The organism is Acetobacterium malicum subsp. dehalogenans DSM 11527 (assembly GCF_000472665.1).
In the GTDB taxonomy this organism is placed as follows: Bacteria; Bacillota; Clostridia; order Eubacteriales; family Eubacteriaceae; genus Acetobacterium; species Acetobacterium malicum.
The window spans coordinates 12258-35125 of sequence record NZ_AXAC01000014.1 but is presented as its reverse complement, the minus strand read 5'-3'; the positions used below and the strand labels follow the sequence as shown (position 1 = coordinate 35125).

At 44.7% G+C, this 22868-nt stretch carries 17 protein-coding genes; 5 read left to right on the top strand and 12 right to left on the bottom strand.

Going from position 1 to position 22868, the window contains the following annotated elements:
- The first annotated feature begins 24 nt into the window (after positions 1-24).
- The 3 genes from A3KS_RS0106575 to A3KS_RS0106565 all read left to right on the top strand — a co-directional run bounded on the left by A3KS_RS0106575 (position 25) and on the right by A3KS_RS0106565 (position 2608).
- Positions 25-762, top strand: coding sequence for a MerR family transcriptional regulator (locus A3KS_RS0106575; RefSeq protein ID WP_026394243.1), 738 nt, complete (start codon positions 25-27; stop codon positions 760-762).
- 369 nt (positions 763-1131) lie between these two features.
- The gene (locus A3KS_RS0106570; protein ID WP_026394242.1) at positions 1132-1524 is read left to right on the top strand and encodes a hypothetical protein; all 393 of its coding nucleotides are present in this window, start codon (positions 1132-1134) and stop codon (positions 1522-1524) included.
- 166 nt (positions 1525-1690) lie between these two features.
- Positions 1691-2608 (top strand): ketopantoate reductase family protein, encoded by a 918-nt coding sequence (locus A3KS_RS0106565; protein WP_026394241.1) that lies wholly within the window; start codon positions 1691-1693, stop codon positions 2606-2608.
- Between the two features lie 272 nt (positions 2609-2880).
- Here the strand turns inward: A3KS_RS0106565 and A3KS_RS0106560 are convergent, their stop codons facing one another.
- On the bottom strand, positions 2881-4065 hold the full coding sequence (locus A3KS_RS0106560) for an MFS transporter (RefSeq protein ID WP_026394240.1): 1185 nt from the start codon (positions 4063-4065) through the stop codon (positions 2881-2883).
- A gap of 207 nt (positions 4066-4272) precedes the next feature.
- On the bottom strand, positions 4273-4902 hold the full coding sequence (locus A3KS_RS0106555) for a corrinoid protein (protein ID WP_026394239.1): 630 nt from the start codon (positions 4900-4902) through the stop codon (positions 4273-4275).
- Between the two features lie 331 nt (positions 4903-5233).
- Here A3KS_RS0106555 and A3KS_RS0106550 point away from each other — a divergent pair, with 331 nt between their 5' ends.
- Positions 5234-5893, top strand: a complete 660-nt coding sequence (locus tag A3KS_RS0106550; protein ID WP_026394238.1) for a TetR/AcrR family transcriptional regulator — start codon at positions 5234-5236, stop codon at positions 5891-5893.
- 69 nt (positions 5894-5962) lie between these two features.
- Here A3KS_RS0106550 and A3KS_RS0106545 read toward each other — a convergent pair whose 3' ends face one another.
- Positions 5963-7129 (bottom strand): MFS transporter, encoded by a 1167-nt coding sequence (locus A3KS_RS0106545; protein ID WP_026394237.1) that lies wholly within the window; start codon positions 7127-7129, stop codon positions 5963-5965.
- A 279-nt stretch (positions 7130-7408) separates the two neighbouring features.
- The gene (locus A3KS_RS0106540) at positions 7409-7900 is read right to left on the bottom strand and encodes a nitroreductase family protein (protein WP_026394236.1); all 492 of its coding nucleotides are present in this window, start codon (positions 7898-7900) and stop codon (positions 7409-7411) included.
- 169 nt (positions 7901-8069) lie between these two features.
- Between A3KS_RS0106540 and A3KS_RS20355 the strand changes: the two genes are divergently transcribed.
- Positions 8070-8423 (top strand): winged helix-turn-helix transcriptional regulator, encoded by a 354-nt coding sequence (locus A3KS_RS20355; RefSeq protein WP_051355707.1) that lies wholly within the window; start codon positions 8070-8072, stop codon positions 8421-8423.
- 122 nt (positions 8424-8545) lie between these two features.
- Here A3KS_RS20355 and A3KS_RS0106525 read toward each other — a convergent pair whose 3' ends face one another.
- The 8 genes from A3KS_RS0106525 to A3KS_RS0106490 all read right to left on the bottom strand — a co-directional run bounded on the left by A3KS_RS0106525 (position 8546) and on the right by A3KS_RS0106490 (position 22692).
- The gene (locus tag A3KS_RS0106525; protein ID WP_026394235.1) at positions 8546-9079 is read right to left on the bottom strand and encodes a DUF2284 domain-containing protein; all 534 of its coding nucleotides are present in this window, start codon (positions 9077-9079) and stop codon (positions 8546-8548) included.
- 385 nt (positions 9080-9464) lie between these two features.
- On the bottom strand, positions 9465-11600 hold the full coding sequence (gene acsB / locus A3KS_RS0106520; RefSeq protein WP_026394234.1) for an acetyl-CoA decarbonylase/synthase complex subunit alpha/beta: 2136 nt from the start codon (positions 11598-11600) through the stop codon (positions 9465-9467).
- Positions 11601-11644: 44 nt separating this feature from the next.
- Entirely contained in the window at positions 11645-11794 is a 150-nt protein-coding gene (locus A3KS_RS23435; protein ID WP_156913212.1) for a hypothetical protein, read from the bottom strand.
- A 31-nt stretch (positions 11795-11825) separates the two neighbouring features.
- Positions 11826-13760: a sigma 54-interacting transcriptional regulator gene (locus tag A3KS_RS0106510; protein ID WP_051355706.1), complete on the bottom strand. Its 1935-nt coding sequence runs from the start codon at positions 13758-13760 to the stop codon at positions 11826-11828.
- A gap of 571 nt (positions 13761-14331) precedes the next feature.
- Positions 14332-17259: a methyl-accepting chemotaxis protein gene (locus A3KS_RS22435; RefSeq protein ID WP_051355705.1), complete on the bottom strand. Its 2928-nt coding sequence runs from the start codon at positions 17257-17259 to the stop codon at positions 14332-14334.
- Between the two features lie 171 nt (positions 17260-17430).
- Positions 17431-18825, bottom strand: a complete 1395-nt coding sequence (locus A3KS_RS0106500; protein ID WP_026394232.1) for an SLC13 family permease — start codon at positions 18823-18825, stop codon at positions 17431-17433.
- Positions 18826-18889: 64 nt separating this feature from the next.
- On the bottom strand, positions 18890-21220 hold the full coding sequence (locus A3KS_RS20345) for a methyl-accepting chemotaxis protein (protein ID WP_156913211.1): 2331 nt from the start codon (positions 21218-21220) through the stop codon (positions 18890-18892).
- 83 nt (positions 21221-21303) lie between these two features.
- Positions 21304-22692, bottom strand: a complete 1389-nt coding sequence (locus tag A3KS_RS0106490) for an MFS transporter (protein WP_026394231.1) — start codon at positions 22690-22692, stop codon at positions 21304-21306.
- Positions 22693-22868 lie beyond the last annotated feature (176 nt).

Genomic DNA, 22868 nt, shown 5'->3' with positions numbered 1-22868 from the left:
AAAACATCCAGCAAGGAGAAGCCAATGAAAATGACAGTTAAGGAAGTGGCGACACTTACCGGGGTCAGTGTGCGCACCCTTCACTACTACCATCGTGAAGGAATTCTGATTCCCAGTGAGGTCACCGAAAATAAGTATCGATACTACGATGCGGCCAATCTGGCCCAGCTCCAGAATATTCTGTTCTTACGAGAGCTGGATTTTTCGATCCAGGAAATCAAAGGGATTCTGGCCGACCCCAACTATGATGAAATGGATGCCTTTAAAAAACAACGTCACCTGCTGCTGCTCAAACGGCGCCGTTTAGACAAACTGATTGCCTTGCTTGACCAAAAATTAGAAGGAGAAAAAACCATGAATTTTAAACCATTTGATATGACTGAAATTGAAGCGAACAAGAAAAAATACGAAACCGAGGTGAAAGAGCGCTGGGGGAAAACTGACGCCTACCGTCAGAGCCAGCAGAAAACCAACGGCTACAGCCCGGAACAATGGGAAGCAATCCACAATGAAACCGAAGCCATCTATGCCAGCTTTGTTGCCAATATGGAAAAAGATGCCACTGACCCCGAGGTTCAGGAGCTGGTCGCCCAGTGGCAAGACAACATCACCCGGCACTACTACGACTGTACCAAAGAAATTCTGTCCGGACTGGGGCTGATGTACGTCCATGATGACCGGTTCAAGGTAAACATTGATACCCACGCCGAAGGCCTGGCCCAGTTTATGAGCGATGCCATCGGTATTTATACCGCTAAATAGGGATTAAAACCCAAAATCATCAATAATTCACTGTATTATAAGAACCATTTTGGGTTAATCTACCATATTAATCCCATATGGTTCTTTTTATTTTCCACACTCATCATCATTGCTGTTCAACCAATAATCGTGACAACCCATTATTCCCCCGGCTCAATGCGCTTGCGTGCAACAAATAAAGCCCCGATTCTTAAATCTTCAGAAATTCGTAATCTCTTGTTAACATAACGTTCACATTCATCTGTTATTATTTATTTATTCACCAAACAATTAATTCCATATCGGGATGGTGTTTAAAACAGTAAAATTGGCAGTGATACTCACCAGAGTCTGACTTTGCCTGATAACATATAAATTAGGAGAATTAACATGAATCAATTAACTTTAAACAACTATTTTAGCCTGTCCGATCTAGAAAATACTGTGACCAAAATAAGCCAGCATATCAATCACTCACAAATAAAACAACTATTTGAGCAGCCTCAAAAATCATGTCTAAAATTCTTAAAGAGCCTCTGGACCGACGTCGATATTGAAAGTCACTGCAAGCTGACCAATATTGATTTTGATCAGGTTTCTAAGCCTACGGATATTCAAATCCCGGAAACCATCGACCCCCAGTGTCAGGAATGCCTCAATGCCAGCAAGCATAAATTGTCAGCCGTTGAGAAGCTGTTCCTTTCCAATTATAACCTGGCCATGAACGATTTTGAAGACGACAAGATTAAGGGTTCTTATTCCAGTAATCAGCAATATTTATAATCACCGTTTGTCCCCTCTTTCCAAAGCTTCTGGAAGCCGAGTGCTGAAGATCAAAAATATTTTAATATTTCGCATTTTGTAACCGAAGACACAGTTGCTGATAATGCTTATTCGCTGTATACTATCAATAAACAACGTCTTATTGATCGTATAGAAGGAGCTGCTTATGAAATATCTGGTTATCGGAGCCGGCGGGACTGGTGGATGCATTGGGGCCTATCTGGCCAAAGCCGGGAAAGATGTGACCTTAATTGCCAGAGGCCCACACCTTGACCGGATCAGGGAAAACGGAATTGAGTTAGAAACCAATTGGCAAGGGACTTATACGGTCGCCCCGATCAAGGTTTGCGACTCCGAGCATTATGATGAACGTCCGGATGTGATTTTTGTCTGCGTCAAAGGCTATTCACTAGCCGATATTGTTCCGTTTATCAAACGGATCGCTGATAAAAATACCGTGGTAATTCCCATTTTAAACATTTATGGTACCGGTGGAAAACTTCAGGTCCTACTCCCCGAGCTGCTGGTTACCGACGGCTGCATTTATATCTCCGCCAATATTACCGGACCGGGAAAAATCAAGATGCACGGCAAAATTTTCAGGGTTTTTTTCGGAGTCCGTGATCCCGCCCAATTCCGCCCGGTTCTGAAGCAAATTGAAGCAGATTTAAATGACAGCGCTATTCTGGGTATCCTATCCCCGGATATCCGCAAAGACGCTTTACAGAAATTTTCCTATGTATCGGCAATGGCGGCCTGCGGTTTGTATTATCAGGTTGAGGCCGGAGCGGTTCAGAAGCCTGGTAAAATTAGGGACACCTATATAGCTTTACTGCGGGAAATCGAAGCGCTGGCCCTGGCCATGGACATTCATTTCGATGTTGATATCGTCCAGTTTAATCTGGATATCCTGGACTCACTGGCACCAACAGCTTCAACTTCAATGCAACGTGATATTAGTCTGGGCAAAAAGTCAGAGATTGACGGCCTGGTTTTTGAAGTCCTGCGGATGGGTGCACATTACCGCGTTCCGATGCCGACTTATCAACGGATGGCACAGGCATTCAGCGAATTAGCTCAGTGACAGACATCGCCCTCATAGCCTCTCATCGAGGTCAACTTGCACCAAATACCTGACGTAGCTAATAAAAACACCTGACTAATGTATTGATATCATCTAATATCATATCGTGCATTGGTCTGGTGTTTTTTTGTGCAACAACTCAATTCATGAGAGCCGTTTCACTAAGATCACCCATGCTTAAATTTACATAAATAAAAGCCTCCCATTTTCAATTACAACGGAAGGCTTTATTTCAGTTTTATTCAATAGAACAGTTCTGGTTCTTGATCACTTTATCCGCGTTCAGGGGCAACCGGTGCACCCGATTTTAACGGATTGATAATGAGATAGATCACAAAGAAAGCAGCTGTTACACAAGCACCAACCGCAATTGGAGCGGTCACGGCGTCACCGGTTACGGCGGCAATAGCGCCAATCCAGTAGGTTGACAGGAATCCGAAGAGGTTCATACCAGCCATGAAGAAGGACACACCTATAGCCATCTGGCTTGGTTTAACGGTCATCGAAATGAGCATCATACTGGCCGGAATCAGGGTGGACATGGCAAAACCTTCAATAAAGACACCAACTGACAACAGTGCAATGTTGCTGGCAAAAACCACCATCACCAGACCGATTGTTGCTAAAGCATAACCCAGAGCCATAATAAAGCGACCGGACATCTTGAATACCTTACCAAAAACAGAACCGGCTACCATTCCACCAATGGTCAAAAGCGCCAGGACAACACCTGCGGTTGCAGTTGTTCCCATTCCCCGATCAACAATCAGGGTGGACATATTGACGAGCATCGGATAAATGGACAAGGTGTAAAGACCATATACCAGCACGATAATAAACAATTTGACCGGTAGTTTTTCTTTGGGAGCGGCCTGGGTTTCTGCTGTTACCGGAGCTTTTGGTGGCTCTGGCAAGAAAAAGATAACCATTATTAAAGAAATAATACCTAATGCATGGGGCAAGAAGCTGTAATTCCAGCCAATTCCGGCAAAATAACCGCCCATAAATTGAAGCACCATACCGCCGATGTTCATCGCCAGGGTAACCATACCCGTCATGCTGGCGACTTTGTCGCCTTCATAAACGCCCATGACCAGGGAATTAGCCAGTGGTGACATGATCCCAAGACCAATACCAAAGATAGCTCGTTCAAGTAAAATCACGGTAAAGTCAGTTGCGAAATACGGGGCAATACCGCCAAGGACAAAAAGGGTCATCCCGATTATTGCCAGGGTTCGGTATTTTACTTTACTACCGGCAACAGACCCGGCAATCAGAGTGGCTGGAATAACGGTTAATGAGGGCAGTGTGGACACCAGCAAAAGAGTTGTAATCGGCAAATCTGAGAACTGTACAAAAATTGCATTTAGGGCTGGGGTAATGGTCCCGACACCCATTCCGAAAAACGCCATGGCCAAAATCGTGAAGGTTGAGATGGGTTTTACTGTTTTGTTCATTTTTTTCCTCCTTATTTTTGTATATTCAGTATTTGCGAAACAACGAAGGTTTCGCAAATACTTGAAATTAAATAAATTTATTCTGGAAGGTTCTAAAATAGCACCCTGATCATGCGGACAATTTCTTTACTGACGGTGACGCAACACCTTCAGAATTATCGATGAGAAGACCGGATGTCTGACAGGGAATGAAAGCACTTGCGCACTTTAAGCAGTAACCAGTTCTTTAGCTTTCACGGCAGCACTGCCGGCATCAGGAGCATAACCGTCGGCACCCACTTCTGCTGCGTATTCTGGTGTCACTGGCGCGCCTCCAACAATTACTTTAACGTCAGGACAAGCCGTTTTAATGGTCTGAACTGCTTCTTTTAACGCCGGCATCGTTGTTGTCAGCAAACCGGAGCAGGCAACCAGAACAACCTTATCATTATCTTTAACAGCCTTGACAAAATTATCAGCGGGGACATCAACTCCCAGATCCACCATATCAAAGCCCGCACTTTCGATCATCATGGAAACAAGATTCTTTCCGATATCATGTAAATCTCCGGCAACCGTACCGATGACGCAGGTACCCATTGATGCCGAGCCATCGCCAGCCATCAATGGTTTTAAAACTTCCACACCTTTTGACATGGCTTTAGCAGCGATCAGCATTTCCGGCACAAAGATTTCTCCGGATGAGAACTTCTCCCCAACTACACCCATGGAATCAACCATTGCCTGGAGAATCTCTTCCGGTGCAGCACCGGCATCCAATGCTTCCTGAACCAGTCCGGGCACCAGTTTAGATTTTCCTGCTTCAACTTTGGCTTTGACTTCTACAATTTTTGACATCTTTCTTCCTCCTGTTAAATGAATTCAATGTTCTTACGAAATATGACTGTCTGGAAAACATATCACCGTTTTCATCATATTTTTTTCAACTCTTTTTAAACGCATAATAATCGCAATTATCCTATGATAACGGGGATTGCTCCAGAATATTTCTCCCGGTTCAAATATTTTAACCGGTTCAGTAATCGTATTGTAATCGGTTTTTTACGAAAAGTCAATCTTTTTTAAATTAATTTAATTTAAACCGGTACAGTAAAATAAACTTGCATCCCCCCGCCGAAAAGGCTAAAATAAAAAGATATTTAAAAATTCCAATGCGAGAGAGATGACCATGAATAACCAGAAAGAAAATATTCTCAAGGTGGCCAGCCAGCTGTTTTACGAGCAAGGCTATAAAAAAACATACCTGGATCAGATTGCCGAGATCTGCGAAATTACCAAACCGCTGATCTCCTACTATTTCAAATCAAAATCAAGCCTGGGCCGATCCGTCGGTGACGCCTTCCTTTTTGATCTAAAGAACACCGTTGCTTTAAAACTTTACAACAACTATTTTAAAGACCGCCGTACCGATCTCCAGGTCGGTACGGCGGTAGAGATCCGGCTCTATCATCTGATGTTTCTATCCGACCCCAAAGCCATGCAGTTTATCCGCGAGCTGGCCGATGACAAGTATGAGGATATGTTCAGCACCGAAGGCAATGTCCTCTATAAAATGCACCAACGCCGCTATCATCTGGATTTTGACGAAAAAACCGATGAGCTGGCAATGATCGCCAATGCTGCCCGATCTTCCAGTTTCTCCCTGATGTGGGCCTTTGACCGGGGTGAGTTCAAGTGCACCCGAGATGACTGCCTGGATTATATTATCCGGTTGAACTTTATGCTGATGCACATCGATAGCCCGCGGATTGACGAAATAATTGCTGAGAGCAAAACAGTGCTGGAAACCGTGCCCTTCAGCTTTAAACCCTATTTTCAAATTGATTAAACGCATCCAAAAAACAAAACCGCCCGGATTCTTCATGAATCCGGGCGGTTTTAACGTTGATGACAGATTTTAGATCGTTTGTTTTTTGTCGAGAATAGCATTGCCGATAAAAGACATCACCCCAACCGCCGCCAGCCCGACGGCCGCCAGCAGAAATTTAATTTCGATATTGCCGCCAGCTAAACTAGCGACCCCATTGGAAACGATTGGCGAGACAAAGATCCCAACACTGGTGGCAGCGGTGACAATAGCGATGGCCAATGAACTGATCGACGGATGAACGGCATTGGCCGCCTGGAAGGTACCCGCCGGATTGATGGTGGCCAGACAGAAACCACAGCACATCGCCCCGATAAAGAGTGACGGCAAACTACCCAGCACAAAGATCAGCAGCATCCCCATACCCCCAACTAGTAGTGATACCGGGATCACCAGCTTTTTCAGGACCCGCTGCATCCGCCCAAACAAGATTCCGGTGAGCATCCCGGCGGCGGACATGGAGGTATTAATCAACCCGCTGGTAGAGGCATCCCCCAATCCCTTGCCAGACACGTAAAGGGCAATATTGGTTTGAAAGACAAACAGGAAAACCCCAAACAGAAACATCGTCAGGGCCGTAAAATAAACCCGGGCGTTAAGCTTGGCACTTTTCTCGGCATGTTTTTCTTCGGCATGGGGCGGGGCCTGATCCTTAGGCAGGTTTTTGATGACCAGAAAGATCACCGGAATAAAAACCAGATAGACTAAATAAGACATCTGCCATGAAATCCCGGCTAGCATCCCGGAACTGAACAATAGCACCATACTACCGCCATTGACAAAGGCCGACTGCAGCCCCATCAGGGCACCACTTTCTTCCGCCACAAAATAATCGGCAATCAGGGCCATCGACATGGTGGAATTCATACCCTGGGCGATTCCCAGTAACAAACTGCAGCCAAGCAGCACATAAATACTGATGGAGCCAAAAAATAGCGCGATCATCCCCCCAGTCAGTCCACAAACCAGACCGAAAATCACCAGACTTTTCTTCGGCAGCCGCAGTGACAGTGGACCGGAGGCAAAGGCAAACACCAACCCCATCAAGGCTGGAATGGTTAAAACCATCGAAATCAACGATGGATCGACACCCACAAAATAAGCCTGAATATCGGCCAGAATCGCTGATGCGGTCATGGATATCATCAGTAATGATGATATCGACAGAATCGCAATTTTAATTTTTTTCTTTTCCAAAACTTTCTCCTAACAATCATAGCGTTTTTTCCCAGATAAATTTATGATTCACATTAAAAATTTTACCGGTTAAATTGTAAATATTATATTATGTGCAATTTTTTCTGTCAATGACTATTTAACGTTTTCAAACAAATTAAACCAGTATTAACCGGTTATAGAAGAAACGCAAACGAAAAAATTTCTATACTTGCAAACCATGCAAAAATTCTAAAAAAGCCGCAACAACCATTTATTGGCTGCTGCGGCTTTTGATCAGTTAATCAGAATTTTTCCGGCTTACTCAAAATGGACCCGTTCGGCATCAAACCGGTCTTTCTGCTCGGCACCTTCCACTGGATAACCAATCGGAATGATCGCGTAGGGGCTAAGATGATCCGGTATCTGCAACACCTTGCGGACATTTTCCATCCGGTCTGCCAGTGGTGCAATACCAATCCAGACAGCGCCCAGGCCCAACTCGGTAACTTCCAGCAGGATATTCTGGGTGGCGGCAGCCATGTCGATGTTGGCAAATTCCGGCATCATCATTTCTTTACGGTAAACCGGTACAATCGCCATGGCAGCATCCTTAACACATCCACCATAGGGACTACAATCAGCCAGTGCGGCCAGGGTTTCTTTGTTTTTAACCACATAAAACTCCCAGGGTTGTTGATTGGCAGCTGATGGGGCGGCCATCGCAGCTCTTAGAATCGCATCGATTTTTTCCGCTTCCACTTCTTTGTTTTCATACTTTCTAACACTGGTTCGACTAAAAATTGCGCTCATTTTTTCCTCCAATAAATTTTTATAATCGTATTTTGGCAATTGCTTGCGTCTTACTTTTATTCATGCTATCATTTTACCAATGATTTTCAAAAATACAAGTATGCACTTATTAATCACTTACTACCCAAAATGATAGTAAGTATCCATAAAAATTCAAAAGGAGTCCCCAATGACTGAAAAAAAACATTTCTGCTGCCCAATTGATGCCACAATTAGCCTGATTGGCGGTAAATATAAAACCAAAATTCTGTGGAACCTGGTTAACCAGACTCTGCGCTTTAACGAACTACAAAAAATCGTCCACCATGCTACCCCCAAAATGCTCACCCAGCAACTCCGGGAGCTGGAACGGGACGGACTGATCACCCGGACGGTTTATCCGGTGGTGCCACCTAAAACCGAATACGCCCTGACTAGTTTCGGCCTGAGCCTCTATCCGATTCTGGATGCCATGTGTGAATGGGGCAAAGATTATATGGCTGAGGATGCCCCCGTCGAGTTGAACGAAGCGGTCAGTCAGTAACTGCAAAAAAACAGTAACCCACCAATTGCGCCGGTCACTGTTTTTTTGATATTTATCGTCATTTCGTGGTTTTTATCCCCATTTCCAATCGATATCATTCATATATTTTATCTATTTATGGGCTATCCTTCCCGATATACCACTAGTCCAAAATATGTCACCTTATCAGCTCCGTTATTGTACTTCATCCCCAGATCCCGACTCAATCGCACCACATCGATACCGGCGGCTTCCAAGGATGGAATGGCCTCCTCCGGAAACCGGCAGGGCTCATTGTCTAAAATGGCGCATTTTTCACAAATACCGCAGGTTCCTGCTGTGAAAAACACACAATTCTGGTGATTTGCTCTAGCCTTCCCATTTATTTCCTGGATGATTTCCCGAAACGCAATCCCCGCTGCCATCATCCCGGCAAAATCACTGCGGGACTTGATCGGATAGGCTTTCGAAAAAACCAATCCCTGGTCATACTGCTCAATCATCTGGCGGTAATGATCCAGATCTCCCACTGCTGGCGGACACATGTGATTTTTACCAAAAAATCCGCAATAATTATCAGCACAGCGATCCCGTACCTCCTGGGTAATGTGAATGTCATGGATATTCTTAAGTTCTGCAATCTCAGTAAAGTCGGCCTGTTTCAGATAGTCTTTCATCGATTCCCCTCCTAAACGCTTACGCATCGTTCTGTATTTTTGATTATAACACACATGTTTTTTTCATCCTACCTGCTTTTTCTGTCCGCTGCTCCAGTCCAGCCCTTTTCTCGCGTATCTGGAAAAGGCCCGGTGAAACCAAGTTATCAGACATCACTTAATAACCGCATTCGCTTAACCATTTGCATAAAAACCTGCTAAGAAAAATCAAGAACTTTTTTAGCAGATTTTTATTTTTTATTCAGCTTTATTGCATCACAAAAAGACGTATTCCAAAATAAAATACGTCTTTTTTATTAATTTTCTGAGGTCGGTAGGTGGCTGACTATTTATCGACCAGCTCTACCTCCCAACGATCGAGTCGGAGAACGGTGCAGCAAACTGCCTACATAATCGGATCCATCGCCAAAGCGGGATGGTTTTTAGTTTCCAGGAATTCTAAAACGGCTTCGGAATCGGTGGCAATGGTTTCGTCGCAGACCATATCGGCAAAGTTTTCGATGCCGGTCATTTCGAAGACCGCTTTGTTTAACCGTTCGGCCACATCGTCTTTCAATTCTTTGGGCATCCAGACGATTCGTGATAAGCCACCTTCAGCTGACATGAATTTTTTCGAACCGATCAGGAAACGGCCATGACCCATAAAGCCGGGGGTCTGCACGCCGCCGCCGGTCATTGAGGCCAGCTCACCGAAGGTCATCCCGACCGGTGAGGACTCGCTGAATTCACGGTTGACGATGATAACGCCATTGGCTTCAGGCATAATTCCGCAAATACATTCAAAACAACCACAGGATGTCATCGGATCTTCCAGAATTGAATACAGGGTTACCCGTTCAACGGCACCCTGGGACGCGGCATTAACCACTTCGTTGACGGAATTCCAGATACCTAGTCGTTCATCAACGGCTTCACCTTTGACAATTGGCTGATTCGGTCCCAATGGATCCAGTTCTTTGGTGGCTTTGGCGTCCAACCAGGAGACGGCGCCGCACAGGCCCAAACGTTCCGGGGTAACGACACAGACATGACTGGGGGCAAATGACTGACATAATAAACAAGTATAGAACTCATCGACGCTGGCATCGGTTAAAGCATTCATCCGGGCATCACGTTCGGCATAAATCGGTTTAACCATTTCTTCGCCCAGCCGTTTGACATCTTCCGCCTTGGTGTAAATGGTGATTTCGCATTTATCAACGACCTTTTCAAAGTCAGAGCGCATTTTTGCATAGAGCACTTCACCGATGTGTTTTAAGCGGAATCCTTTTTCAAAGGCTTCTTTGGTTAAGCGGATCCAGGCGATGTTACGTTGGCCGACATGCATGGCACCATCAATATAGTTGGTGAAGTAGTGGATACGTCGTTCCAGCACGGTTTCGAAATCTTTTTGCATCGCTTTACCGCCTACGGTGACGACAATCCCCAGTGGTAAACGGACGACGTCGGCATCGGCAAAACTGGCATCATCGATATCCGGTCCGATCAGGGTAATTTTGTGATCTTCCATTTCGGCCGGATCACCGCTGGTAACCAGTTCCCAACATTCGGTTTTGTTGCCGCCAAATTCCGCAAACATGGTGTCTTTACGGACCCGTTCACCTTCAAAAGCGGAGGCCACGGAAACAGGGACATCAATTTTGGTGACTTTAATTTTAATTTCCCGGGCTTCTAACGAGAACTCGACGGTTTTGGCGTGATCAGCCTGGGTCATTAAGGCACCGGGTACTTCGGGTACCGGGACATCAGCGATTACTGGGAAGCCTAAAGCAATGGCGCCAGCGCCAACGGAAACAATCACTTCGTTTAATTCACCAAAGGTATTAACAAAGGCCGGGACCCGCTCTTTGGTGTAGGTTAAAAACTCTGGCAATTTACCTGGCTCGATACCACCAAAAATCAGAGCGGCCCGAATTGCAACGGAGACCACATGGATCACCGAGGTTACTTCATGGCCAAGGGGGATGACGCGATAGTCCAGTCCCATTTTCACACCGGCTTCGAGCGCTTGCTCAATGATATTACCAACCATAAAGGTCAGTAAGCCTTTTTCCTGATAATCTTTGACTATCGCAGCCAATCCAGCCGGATCAGCGGATTCGCCTAAAAGCACGGCAATCCCGGGAATATCGCCAGTTACCAGGGGCACGCCCAAAGAACGAATAATTGGATCGGCGACAAAACCAATACCGGCATCGTTGGCGTAGGGGTCGCCATCGAGGTAACGGATCGCTTCAATAATTTCAGCGCCGACGGCGGTAGCCAGTCCAGCGTTTAAAGCGTCGCCCAGGTCTTCCTTGTTGGTGATCAGACTTTTCAGAATCCCCACTGCCGCTGGCAAATCACCCAATGTTTTAATTTTAACGCCGGTGGCAGCGTAAATGATCGGTAAAAAATAAGCTGTATCCGGGTAGCCAACCGCATGACCTTCGCCATATTTTTCAATGGCATCACTGACTGCGCCTTCCGTTAATCCGGCAACCGCATTCGAACCAGCATAAATTAAATCTGTCAAACTCATAATTTTTCACTCTTCCTTTTCAAAGAAATTTATTGTTTTAGTGTTTATTCATCTCTAAAATATATCGCAATTTTTGTGCCAAGCGCATAAAACCCACCTGATTCAGCATTCAGGCGGGTTTCGTTTAATATTTCATCTTTGACAGTGTCTATTTTTTTTGACACTGTCAAAGATGGCTTGACACTTTTTGACACAATTTGACACCTGCCGGCAAGAACTCGGGCGTCAAAATGTGATGTTATACTTTTTGATTTTATTATAAAGTGTTTGACGCGTGATCCCCAGTTTGGCCGCCGCCGCCGACTTGTTGTCGCGGCAATTTTGCAGCACTCTGACGATCAGCTCTTTTTCATTTTCTTTGATTTCGTTTTTAACGACCCCGGCAAAGACATTTAACGATTCCGCCGTATTCAGTTCTTTATCAATCGCGGCCCTGGAAATGACCGGATCATCAACTAAAAAGGTCAGTCTTTTGATTAGATTCTCCAGTTCGCGGATATTCCCCGGCCAACTGTAATTCATTAATTCCTGCAGACCGGCGGCTTCAATCTTTTTCACCGCCGTACCCGTTTCCTGGCTGATTTGCGTCAGGATTCGATCAACCAGACCAGGGATTTCCTGACTTCTTTCGCGCAGCGGCGGCAGCATAATATTGATCACATTGAGCCGGTAATAGAGATCTTTTCGGAATAAACCGGCCCCGATCATCGCTTCCAGGTTTTGACTGGTGGCGGCAATCACCCGGGTATCAACTTGTTGGGTTGTTACTGAGCCCATCTTTTCAAACTTTTTTTCCTGCAGAAAACGGAGCAGTTTGGATTGGATTTCGATGGGAATCTCGGCGATTTCATCTAAAAAAACCGTGCCGCCCTGGGCCATTTCCAGTTTTCCGATTTTCCCCTTTTTATTGGCCCCGGTAAAGGCTCCGGGAGTATATCCGAACAGTTCGGTTTCAAAAAAATTCTTGGGAATGGTGGTGCAGTCAATATAAATAAATGGCTGGTGACTTCTGGGACTCTCCTGATGAACAACTTCAGCAAACATTGTTTTTCCGGTGCCGCTTTCCCCGCGCATTAAAATTGAGGCATCCGTTTTTGCCACTTTCTTGATGTAGTTGACCAGGTCAATCATTTCAGCGCTGGTAACCATCACGTTGGGATCATGAAGTGTGGCGTGCTCCGTCTCGCCGGCCTTTTTTTTGCTGTCAATCTGTTCTTCCAGCACCGATATTTTATCGAGGAGCAGCTTAATAAAGTCAGATTCCACCGGGATCACCTGTCTTAGCACCGCCTTTGCTTCTAAAATCGGGCTTTCAAAAATGATATGTTCCTTGCCGGAAATCTGCTGCTGCCAGATGGCCGGTGCCCCGGTCGCCAAAACCTCAAGATATTTTGATTCCCAGGCCAATGAAATGATGCTGGTATCTTTTTTAAAAGCTGATGATAAGAATTCCTGGTACTTTTTATTGATCCGAACAACCATCCCGGAACTGTCAATCACCGCCAGATAATTGGGGATGCTGTCGATGATGTTCTGATTGAAATTGTCGGCTTCCAAGGCATTTTCCAGCGCATCATTGAGTTTTTTATTGTCCTGGGTGGAGCGTTGACTTTGGGACTGGATCTGATTTTTGCTTTTGGCCAGTTTCAATGAGTTGATCGTCAGGTAAAGCATATTGATATCGGTTTTTCCACCATCGCTGTCGTCATTGAAGCTCTTCTTCGTGCCACTTGCCTTGGTGACTTCAAATTCGCAATAGCTGTCGCCGAGGGCGTTACATCGGACTTCCACGGCGTCCATATCCTGCTTGCTGATGGTACTGACGGCCCCGGCCAGGATCCCAGCTTCAAAGTAACAGACTGGTTTCCCGATATTTTCCATGTCGCTGCAGGTAAAACAATCGTACAGCCGAAAGACGACTTTTTCATCGGACATGTTGGTAATGACGATCTGACCGATTCCCAACTCCATGATTTTTTCGGATAAGCTGTTATAATCGGTGACATTCAGGCTACGTCCAACATTTTTGGCGGTATTATAATAGATTTCTTCCTCAACGGCCTTGGCATTCTGACTGGTATTGGCCAGATTCAGCACATTTTTCAGATTTTTTTCAACATTATTGTAATTTTCATAGTTCACAATACCATTATTAAACATCGCCATCGCTCCTAAAATTTATGAATTTGATAAAAGACCCGATCCGCTCAGTCTTTTCCTTTTATTATAGCTGATGTTTGCTTGACGATCAAGGTACCGGAGCTGATGTACCGGCTTTTGCTTACTGTGACTTAGATCTGACGGATCAATCTTTTAAAATTAACCGGGTCGATGCTATTTAGAATGGTTTCTACCACTCTAAATGGCATCGACCAGGGGTAACTTACTTTTTCTTTCCATAAAAATATGCTCCTCCTTTTAATAAACAGTTTTTAATTTTAACTATCCACTATAAGGGGAGCATATCACAGCTTTTGACGGGGTATTACTTTATCACAATCATGATCTCAAAGTGCAAATAATTATGCATTAAACGCTTAAAACCTGACTCATTAATAATCATTTTTATTGTGTATCGGCCAAATCCGATTCTTTTTCTGTCAGCATGATCATAATTTTGCATGTCTCAATTTTTTGCATCATTTTTTTTCAGATTCGTACGGTTTAAAAGCAATCACTTTCTCGCTATTTACTACGGGTTTCAAGCACTTTTCGAAATTGCTGCTTAGCCTTACTTTAGCTTAAACTCTCCTACCATCTTTTTCAGTAGTTCGGCCTGACCCGACAGTTCTTCGCTGGAGGCGGCACTTTCTTCTGCTGTGGCTGAGTTGGTCTGGACAACCTGGGAAACTTGTTCAATACCTTTGGTAATCTGGGCAATTTCCGAGGCCTGATCGCTGGAAGCCTGGGCGATATTCCCCACCAGATCCGACACCTTTTCGATTTCATCAAGGATTTCTTTAAGACTCGCGGCGGTTTCATCGGCAATTTTCGTCCCTGCTTCCACTTTGGCGATCGATCCTTCAATCAGCCCGGTCGTTTCCTTGGCGGCTTCAGCGCTCCGGGCGGCCAGGGTCCGGACTTCTTCCGCGACCACCGCAAAACCCTTGCCATGCTGGCCGGCCCGGGCAGCTTCCACCGCCGCATTCAGGGCCAGAATATTGGTCTGGAAGGCGATATCATCGATAACCTTGATGATTTTAGAAATATTATTGGATGAGTCATTAATGTCCACCATGGCAGTGACCATTTTTTTCATTTGCTGATTGCCAATTTCGGCATTGTTCCGAACCTCGATGGCCCGGATATTGGCTTCGTTGGCATTGGTCGCATTGCGTTTAGTCTCCGTGGAAACCTCATCAATAGATGCCGTCAGTTGTTGTATTGAACTGGCCTGTTCCATGGTGCCCTGGGACAGCGCCTGGCCACCATCAGAAATCTGCCGGGCACCCAGCTCCACCTGTCCGGCAGCCACATTGATTTCCGTCATCGTGTAGCTGAGGTTAGTGGTGATCTGGTTGAGCGCTCGTTTGATGGCCAGAAAATCGCCCCGATACTCGGCGGTAATTTCCTGTGCGAGATTTCCCTTGCCCACCGCTTCTAAAACAGCGGTAATTTCATCAACATATCGTTTTAAGAACTCAACGGTATGATTCATATTATCCTGAATCAGGGCGTAGTCGCCCTGATAATCGCCTTTCATAGCGGTGTTGAGATTGCCTTGGGACAGTTCTTCCAGGGTTTCTGAAGCGGCCATCATCGGTCCCACCAGGGCATCCAGAGTTTTGTTAAAACCGGCGATAACCATAGCATATTCACCAGGGAAACGGCTTTCATCGCCACGATTACCGGTGTTTCCCGCCACGGCAATCCGGGCCATTTCGTTGGCTTCGGCAATTAACAGATCAATGGTTTCGATCATTCCAATCAGACTTGGGACCAGCTCATCCTTGTCGCTGAGTTGTCCCGATTGTCTCAGCTTATCGAGATCCTGAAGATTACCCCCGGCGATATGATTGATCACCGCAATCACATCGTTAAGTCGCTGATTAAGGATGTTAATGGATTGGGCAAACTCGGAATAGATGCCGAAATACTGACCATCCATGGTTTCTCCGAAATCGTGATGACTCATTTGTTCGAGAATCCGATTTCCTTCTTCCAAGGCCCCCAAACCATCGATGCAGGCATTGATACTGTTTTTCAGGGCATCAAATTCACCCTGATAGGTGGCTGTGATTTTTAATGGAATATCCCCGGCACCGATGCGCTTAACATAATCGGCCGCCATATTGATGGGGCCTACGACCGCATCGAGGGTATCGTTAACCCCCTTGACGATATCGCGAAACCCACCTTTAAACTGGTCGCTGTTGCCACGGACATGCAACCGCCCGGCCACCCCCGCCTGGGAAAGGGTGGTAACCTCATCGATCAAACCGCGTATCGATGCAATGGTGCGTTTCAGTGCTGGCGAGATCTCATCCGCATCGTCCTTTTCCCGGATTGTTGCCGAGACATTCCCATCCGATATTTCGATCATCGTGCCGATCACTACTTTTTGTAGATCTTCAGCAAAGGAATCCATGGCGGTGGCCATTTCGCCGATTTCATCGTCGCTGTCAATGCCCAACCGCAGGCCTAAATGTCCCAGGCTCATTTCTTTAATCATATGATTGACACTGGAAATAGGCTTAGTAATTGATGTGGACACCCGATAGAGAATCAAGGCCAGCACCAGAAAAACTAGCAAACCAACAACTGATACCATCAGAATATTTTTAAAGATTGCGGTCTCAATAGCGTCCATTGAATAACCGATATTTAAAGCCCCCTTCAATTCATCATTAATAACCACCGGAAACAATACGTCATAGACCTTGGTTTGATCAGCCTCATAAAAATATTCAGAGGCTGATGATTGACCATCAATGGCTACCGCTGCAACCTTTTCGTCCTCCGCATAACTGATCCCCAAATCCTCGGGATGAGTATCGGCCACCACGGTCAAATCCTGATCAATAAAACTGGCATAAACAATTTGGTCGTTGGCTGACAATTCGTCAATCAAAGCCTGATAACCAAATCGTTCAGTCAGATCGGTAATCCGGTCAGCGGTGACCCCAGCCTGAACAAATTCACCGGTACTGGTCTTCAGATAACCAAATTTGAAGGTTTCATCGGTTTCGGTGCTTTTGCGGATAGCCTCCATCAGTTCATTTTCGCCGCTGATCATGAAATTATAGATGGGATCCCCAGGAGCAGCCTTCCAGCCTACGTACTCGCCATTAACCGCATTAAGAATTTCGCCGGCCGCATTAAACCAGTAAATCTGATTTATCCCAGACTGCTGGGCCAGAGCGGTCAGGTAGGGATCGCTGATGGCGCCCCGGTTGGCAATGACAATGTTCCCGATGCTGCGGATCTGTTCTTCGATCATGACGTTCATGGCATCAAGGGCTTCCGTGTTGTCTTCTAGTCGGTCGACAAACTGCTGAGAGGTAGCAAAGCCGCTGGCTCTCATTTCCGCCATCAAGCTTTCCCGGGTCAAATAAGCGGAGATGGCCCCAATCACAAACACCCCTAGCAACACAGAACACAATGGTACAATCAGTAATTTTCGTTTAATCGTTTTACTCTTTCGTTTTCTCTCTTCCATCGTTAACCTTTCCTCTGCTTCCAATTTTTAAGTTTAACCGTTAATTTAAGCAATTATTGTGCCAGTAATTCGGGTTTTTCTTAATTTATGGAAATGTGAACAGGAAAAATGGTGTGGCCCGCTTATTTACATCAGATTATCTGTTAACAATCATCTTACGCCAAAATCCCCTCAAACAATTTTGGTAATCAAACCGGCCAGCGGCAGCCACAAGGTCGCCAATAAAATAAAGGCCAGTTGCATCCAGATGGTCGCCTTGGGCATATCGGTCATTTTATAATAGCCGGCGGTGTAGGTGATTAGCGGAATTGTATCAATGGGAAACAGATAGCAGTTGCCGGCGCATAGGCCCAGGGTAATGATCAATAGGGCCGGGTTGATCCCCATCGTTGCGGCTAGACTGACAATCACTGGGGTCAGCACCCCAATCAAGGCCGGTGCGACCGGGACAATCAACATGATCACAAAAATCATCACCGCCACAAAAAAGACCCCACCCATGGTCGAAAGCGACAGCGATGAGGGTAAAACATAAGTAACAAACCACTCACTGACTCCGTTAGCGACGATGGTATTGGCAATACATAAGACCGTCCCGATCAGGAGATAGGAAGTCCAACTGACGGCTTTCATGTACTGTTCCCAGGTGAGAATTTTGATCCCGGGCAGAAAGAACAAGGCACAACCAAAAAGCGATACCACGGCCACCTCGATAACGGGAAAAAAGGAGCTCATCATCCAGAATAGCATCATCGCCGCGGCGATGATGATCACCTTCCCTTCCCGCTGACTCACCTTTTCGTGAACCGCAATCTGATTGAGATAGGCTTTGATTTCACTGGCATCAATTTCTGCCGGTGGATAGATTTTGGTCAGGATAAACCATGCCAATGGGACCATCACCAAAACGACCGGAATCGCACAGACCATCCATTGAATAAAGGTAATCTGAATTCCGGCGATACTTTGCAGCAAACCAATTGTCAAAATATTGATGCCACTGCCGGCCGGTGTCATCAGCCCGCCCAGCATAACGGCAACCGGAATCCCCATCATCAGGGATTTAGCAGTTTGATGGCGGTCTGTTTCATTTTTAAACAACTTCAGAAAGCTGGCTCCGACCCCCATGAAAACCACCACCGTTGGTACATCGGTTACAATCGACGAGACGGCCGCGGCCGCAATCATGATTGCCAACACGCAGGTTTTAACATTGCGTCCGAAAGTTTTTAATAGCCGATGCAGAACCCGTTGGATAATCGGGGTCGATGATACCGCTTCGGCCAGACCAAACGATGCCAACACAAAAAATAAAATCGTATTGGTAAAACCGCCTAAGGCTGTGCCCAGGTTTTTGGTAACCCCCAGGGTCGGCAGCAACGCTAAACACAAAAAACAAATGACCCCAACTGGCAAGGCTTCTGTGATCAACATGATCAAAAAGAAGAACAGTAGGCCAATCGTGATCATCCCATTGTTGCTAAGACCTTCCGGGATCGGTAGCAAATAAAAAGTAATCAACACCGCAATACTGAAAACCAACCCGATAATCTGTTTTTTATTCATACATCACCTCAAAATAGTGTCAGGATCTTTCACCTGCATGTTTTCCGATAGTTTACGCTTCAAACTATGATCTCAACGTAAAATATCTCAATTTATTCTTAAGTAATTCTGCCTGTCCCGACAGCTCTTCACTGGCGGCAGCACTTTCTTCTGCTGTCGCAGAATTCTGGTGAACAACCGTGGTAACCTGTTCAATGCCGATATTTATCTGAGCAATCCCAGTAGCCTGCTCATTTGAAGCTCTGGCAATGCGACCAATCAAATCGGTTACTTGGCCAATACCATCCACGATTTCAGAAAGTGCAGTTGCTGTTTCGTCAGCAATTTTCGTTCCAATTTGTACTTTTCCAATGGACCCTTCTATTAATATCGTTGTCTCTTTGGCGGCTTCTGCACTTCGTGCCGCGAGAGTTCTTACCTCTTCAGCAACCACTGCAAAGCCTCTTCCATGCTGGCCGGCTCTGGCTGCTTCTACTGCGGCATTGAGGGCTAGAATATTTGTCTGAAAAGCAATATCATCGATCACTTTAATTATTTTCGAGATATCTATTGAAGACCGATTTATCTCAAGCATTGAGTTTTGCATCTCAATCATTCGGATGTTTCCATTCAGTGCATTTTCTTTCACTCGTGTCGCCAAACCCTGAGCACTGCCGGCATCTTCAGCGCTTTTCTTTGTTTGATTAGCTATTTCAGTAATTGATGCTGTCAACTCCTCAATTGAACTTGCCTGTTCAGTGGAGCCCTGAGCCAAAGACTGACTACCCATCGCCACCTGATTGGCCCCAGCACTAACTTGTTGAGCAGAATCGTTAATTTCAAGTAATAACCCGTTGAGGGTTTTAACAATCGTATTTAATGCATCTGAGATGCTGTTGTAATCACCTCCAAAATTTTCGATACGATTGATATTGAGATTTCCACTGCTGATTTCTCCAGTTAGGGCTGCTATTTCGCCAATCACCAAATTTAGATTTTCTGTTGTTTGATTAACCGATTGCTTCAATTTCTCAAAGTCTCCTTGATAATTGCCCTTGATCCTGATATCCAAGTGGCCTTTTGAAATTGAATCCATCACTTGAACAACCTCATTTAGCGGTTTGGAAGTTTCCTCTAGAATTCTATTCATTCCGTCGATCAGTGTTCTCCAGTTACCGTTGAACTGCAATACATCGGCCCGGGTATCTAATTCTCCTTTCACCGTGGCATTGATCAATATTGACGCATTGTTTGTGAGGGCACTAATCGAATCTTTGACACGATCCATGCTCTGAGCAATTGAATTGAATTGCCCGTAGACTTCTTCAGTATAGTCATTGACATCAGCAATTGCTAAATCAAAATTCAGATCTCCTTCAGCCAGACATATGAGGTTTTTTTCAAATCGGGCTACTTCTGTTTTTGTGAATTCATTAATGCTCATTATTGAAGTCTGGTCCAGGGTCATTTCCAATAAGTCAGATGTCAATTCCCCATTTTTATTTTTAAGATAGACCATGTCCATTTTATAATACTTGCCTCGTGCTTCAAAATTGGTTGTTGACAGGCCTTTTTCTACCAATAATCTTCTGGCACATCGTTCAGTTCCGCACATATCTGCAGCCGAAATACAACAATCAAGCCCCATGGCTGATTGACGATTTTCAATAATACCAAATGAAACTAAATAGTCGGAATAACGTTTATTAAAATATTTGAATCTCATGTCGGCATCGGTTACTAAAAAGGAGTGTGGAATTGCATCAAGAATGGAATAGTAAAAATCCATTTTATCGATAATTGTATTAATGATTTCATCAACATTATGATTGACCTTGGTAAAACCACCTGTCAGCGCCTCTGACTGGGATCTTTTTTCAAATATTCCCTGTTGTGTTAATTCCAAATAATTTTTGGTTGCGATTTCCATATCTTTGATCGAACTACCGATCTTGTTTAAACTATGGCCGAGTCGATTCGATACAGTTGAATCTGAATCGTCTCGCGAAAAATTACCTTCGACTATGCCTTCAGCAAGTAGAATATTATTTTTATGTTTTGCCGCAATTGAATAGATATGACACATCATCTCATCTAATGAATCCTTTGAACGGCCCGTTTTTTTCATGGCTGCAAAATTAATCTCATCGTTATCAATCAATTGCACAATCTTTACCATACGTTCGACTTTTTTTGATAAATTACTCATCGTTAAAAGAAACAATAACACAGTAAAAATCAAACCTGTACTGAAAATGATTATGATACTCCTCTGCACAAAGATCAGTTGTGTTGCATCGATAACACTCTGCTTAACACAATACAATACCGCACCAAACATCACTACAAACAATATCCCTGAAGGAATTCCCAGCTTTAAAATCATCTTTGATAGTAAGCTTTTATCCGTCCTCACTCAATCACCTCATTTATTCTGATACTGAATTAAAGGTGCTGTTCAATCTTTGTAAGACTAAACAGCACCTTTTAAAAAGTTGTTTATTGTGCTTCGACACTTACTTGAACATTTTTGCGTGCTTCAATTTCTTTCCGCATATCGATGACATCACTGTCTTTCATTTTCATCATGAACAGTGGTAAAATACCAATAGCAATCAGAACCGCTGGGATAATGAAGAAAGCAATTGTCGTATTTCCAATTACTTGCTGATTGACGGTCATATCAGCACTGTAACCGATAAAACCAAGCACAAAGGTGATAATCAGACCACGAATAAAGATCGCACCCTTAATTGAGAAGGATAATAAACCCATGATAAAGCCGGCCGTGTTTTTTCCGGTGGAGAATTCTGCATAGGTGGCTGCATTTGCATAAAGACTGGTTGTCAGACCAAAAGAAATTCCGTAGAACAATTGGCTGATTGCCAGACAAACCGTGACACCAGTAAGATTAGGGGAAACCATCATAGCTACCACCATCATCATGGCTGCGCCACCCATTCCTAATACAGTTGTCATTTTTGTTCCCAACTTTGTAACAAAGGTTTTTGAGCAAAGAGCACCGATTAGACAGCAGATGTTCATCGCCATCAGAAGATTACCAATTGCAGCGGGATTGCCAAGCACCAGTTTACAGTAGTAAGCGGCTAAGGCCATCATCATATAATAACCACTGAGTCGCAGAAACTCACAAACCAGAACCGAAATCAGCGGTGGGTTCTTCCCAACACCCTTGAACATATCTGCAATCGTCACCTTCTGCTTAGCAGCGTCTTCTTTAGATACTTCCTGAGGCTTATCATAACCATCAGTTATTTTAAAGTGAATCAGATAACCAATACACATTAAGACACTGGTAATCAGCGCAGTTATCGTATAACCAATTAGCTGACTTTCGCCGCTGCCAAAACTGGCAGCAAAGAATCCGATCATCAGAATGACTATTTTAGATCCGGCGATTCGTCCAGCATTCATCCAGGCTGAAATTCGGCCCGAAATATGCGCCCGTTCGGTCGGATCATCGGTAACGGCACCGGCAAGGGCCCGACTGGCGGTATAAAAAATATTCCATAAGGTATGAGAGATAAGATAACAGATTGTAAAGACGATGCCCGCTGTTGTGGCTGAACCAACACCGGAGAACTCCATCACAAAGAAGACTGATGCTACCCCCGGGGCAAACAGTAACCAGGAACGGTATTTCCCCCATTTCAAGTTGGATTTATCGACAATACCACCGGCAATAAAGGAAGTAATTAAATCCCCCATTGCAGTAATAGAAACGATGGTTCCGGCCATGGCGACATTGAGTTTCAAAACATCGGTTAAAAACACCATCATGAAATAAAGTTCAATACAAACCATAAACGAGAAGAACATATCACCAATACCATAAAAATTCTTAATTTTATTATTCATTCTGATCATTGTCATGATCCTCCTACTTTTTTCTTATTTTAAACGTTTTCTTACTAAACTTCAGTTTTTTGATCCCCTGATTGGACTCGCAGAAAATCTGCGAGTCCAATCAGGGGGCTTTCTGAGATAAAAACAGAAAAAATCAAATCTCACTTTATCCCCGAAAGAGATAGGGGTTCATTTAA

Excerpts from the sequence above, each read along its gene's own strand:
- A3KS_RS0106575 (WP_026394243.1), top strand. The coding sequence starts at position 25 with ATGAAAATGACAGTTAAGGAAGTGGCGACACTTACCGGGGTCAGTGTG.
- A3KS_RS0106570 (WP_026394242.1), top strand. The coding sequence starts at position 1,132 with ATGAATCAATTAACTTTAAACAACTATTTTAGCCTGTCCGATCTAGAA.
- A3KS_RS0106565 (WP_026394241.1), top strand. The coding sequence starts at position 1,691 with ATGAAATATCTGGTTATCGGAGCCGGCGGGACTGGTGGATGCATTGGG.
- A3KS_RS0106560 (WP_026394240.1), bottom strand. The coding sequence starts at position 4,065 with ATGAACAAAACAGTAAAACCCATCTCAACCTTCACGATTTTGGCCATG.
- A3KS_RS0106555 (WP_026394239.1), bottom strand. The coding sequence starts at position 4,902 with ATGTCAAAAATTGTAGAAGTCAAAGCCAAAGTTGAAGCAGGAAAATCT.
- A3KS_RS0106550 (WP_026394238.1), top strand. The coding sequence starts at position 5,234 with ATGAATAACCAGAAAGAAAATATTCTCAAGGTGGCCAGCCAGCTGTTT.
- A3KS_RS0106540 (WP_026394236.1), bottom strand. The coding sequence starts at position 7,900 with ATGAGCGCAATTTTTAGTCGAACCAGTGTTAGAAAGTATGAAAACAAA.
- A3KS_RS20355 (WP_051355707.1), top strand. The coding sequence starts at position 8,070 with ATGACTGAAAAAAAACATTTCTGCTGCCCAATTGATGCCACAATTAGC.
- A3KS_RS0106525 (WP_026394235.1), bottom strand. The coding sequence starts at position 9,079 with ATGAAAGACTATCTGAAACAGGCCGACTTTACTGAGATTGCAGAACTT.
- acsB (WP_026394234.1), bottom strand. The coding sequence starts at position 11,600 with ATGAGTTTGACAGATTTAATTTATGCTGGTTCGAATGCGGTTGCCGGA.
- A3KS_RS0106510 (WP_051355706.1), bottom strand. The coding sequence starts at position 13,760 with ATGTTTAATAATGGTATTGTGAACTATGAAAATTACAATAATGTTGAA.
- A3KS_RS22435 (WP_051355705.1), bottom strand. The coding sequence starts at position 17,259 with ATGGAAGAGAGAAAACGAAAGAGTAAAACGATTAAACGAAAATTACTG.
- A3KS_RS0106500 (WP_026394232.1), bottom strand. The coding sequence starts at position 18,825 with ATGAATAAAAAACAGATTATCGGGTTGGTTTTCAGTATTGCGGTGTTG.
- A3KS_RS0106490 (WP_026394231.1), bottom strand. The coding sequence starts at position 22,692 with ATGATCAGAATGAATAATAAAATTAAGAATTTTTATGGTATTGGTGAT.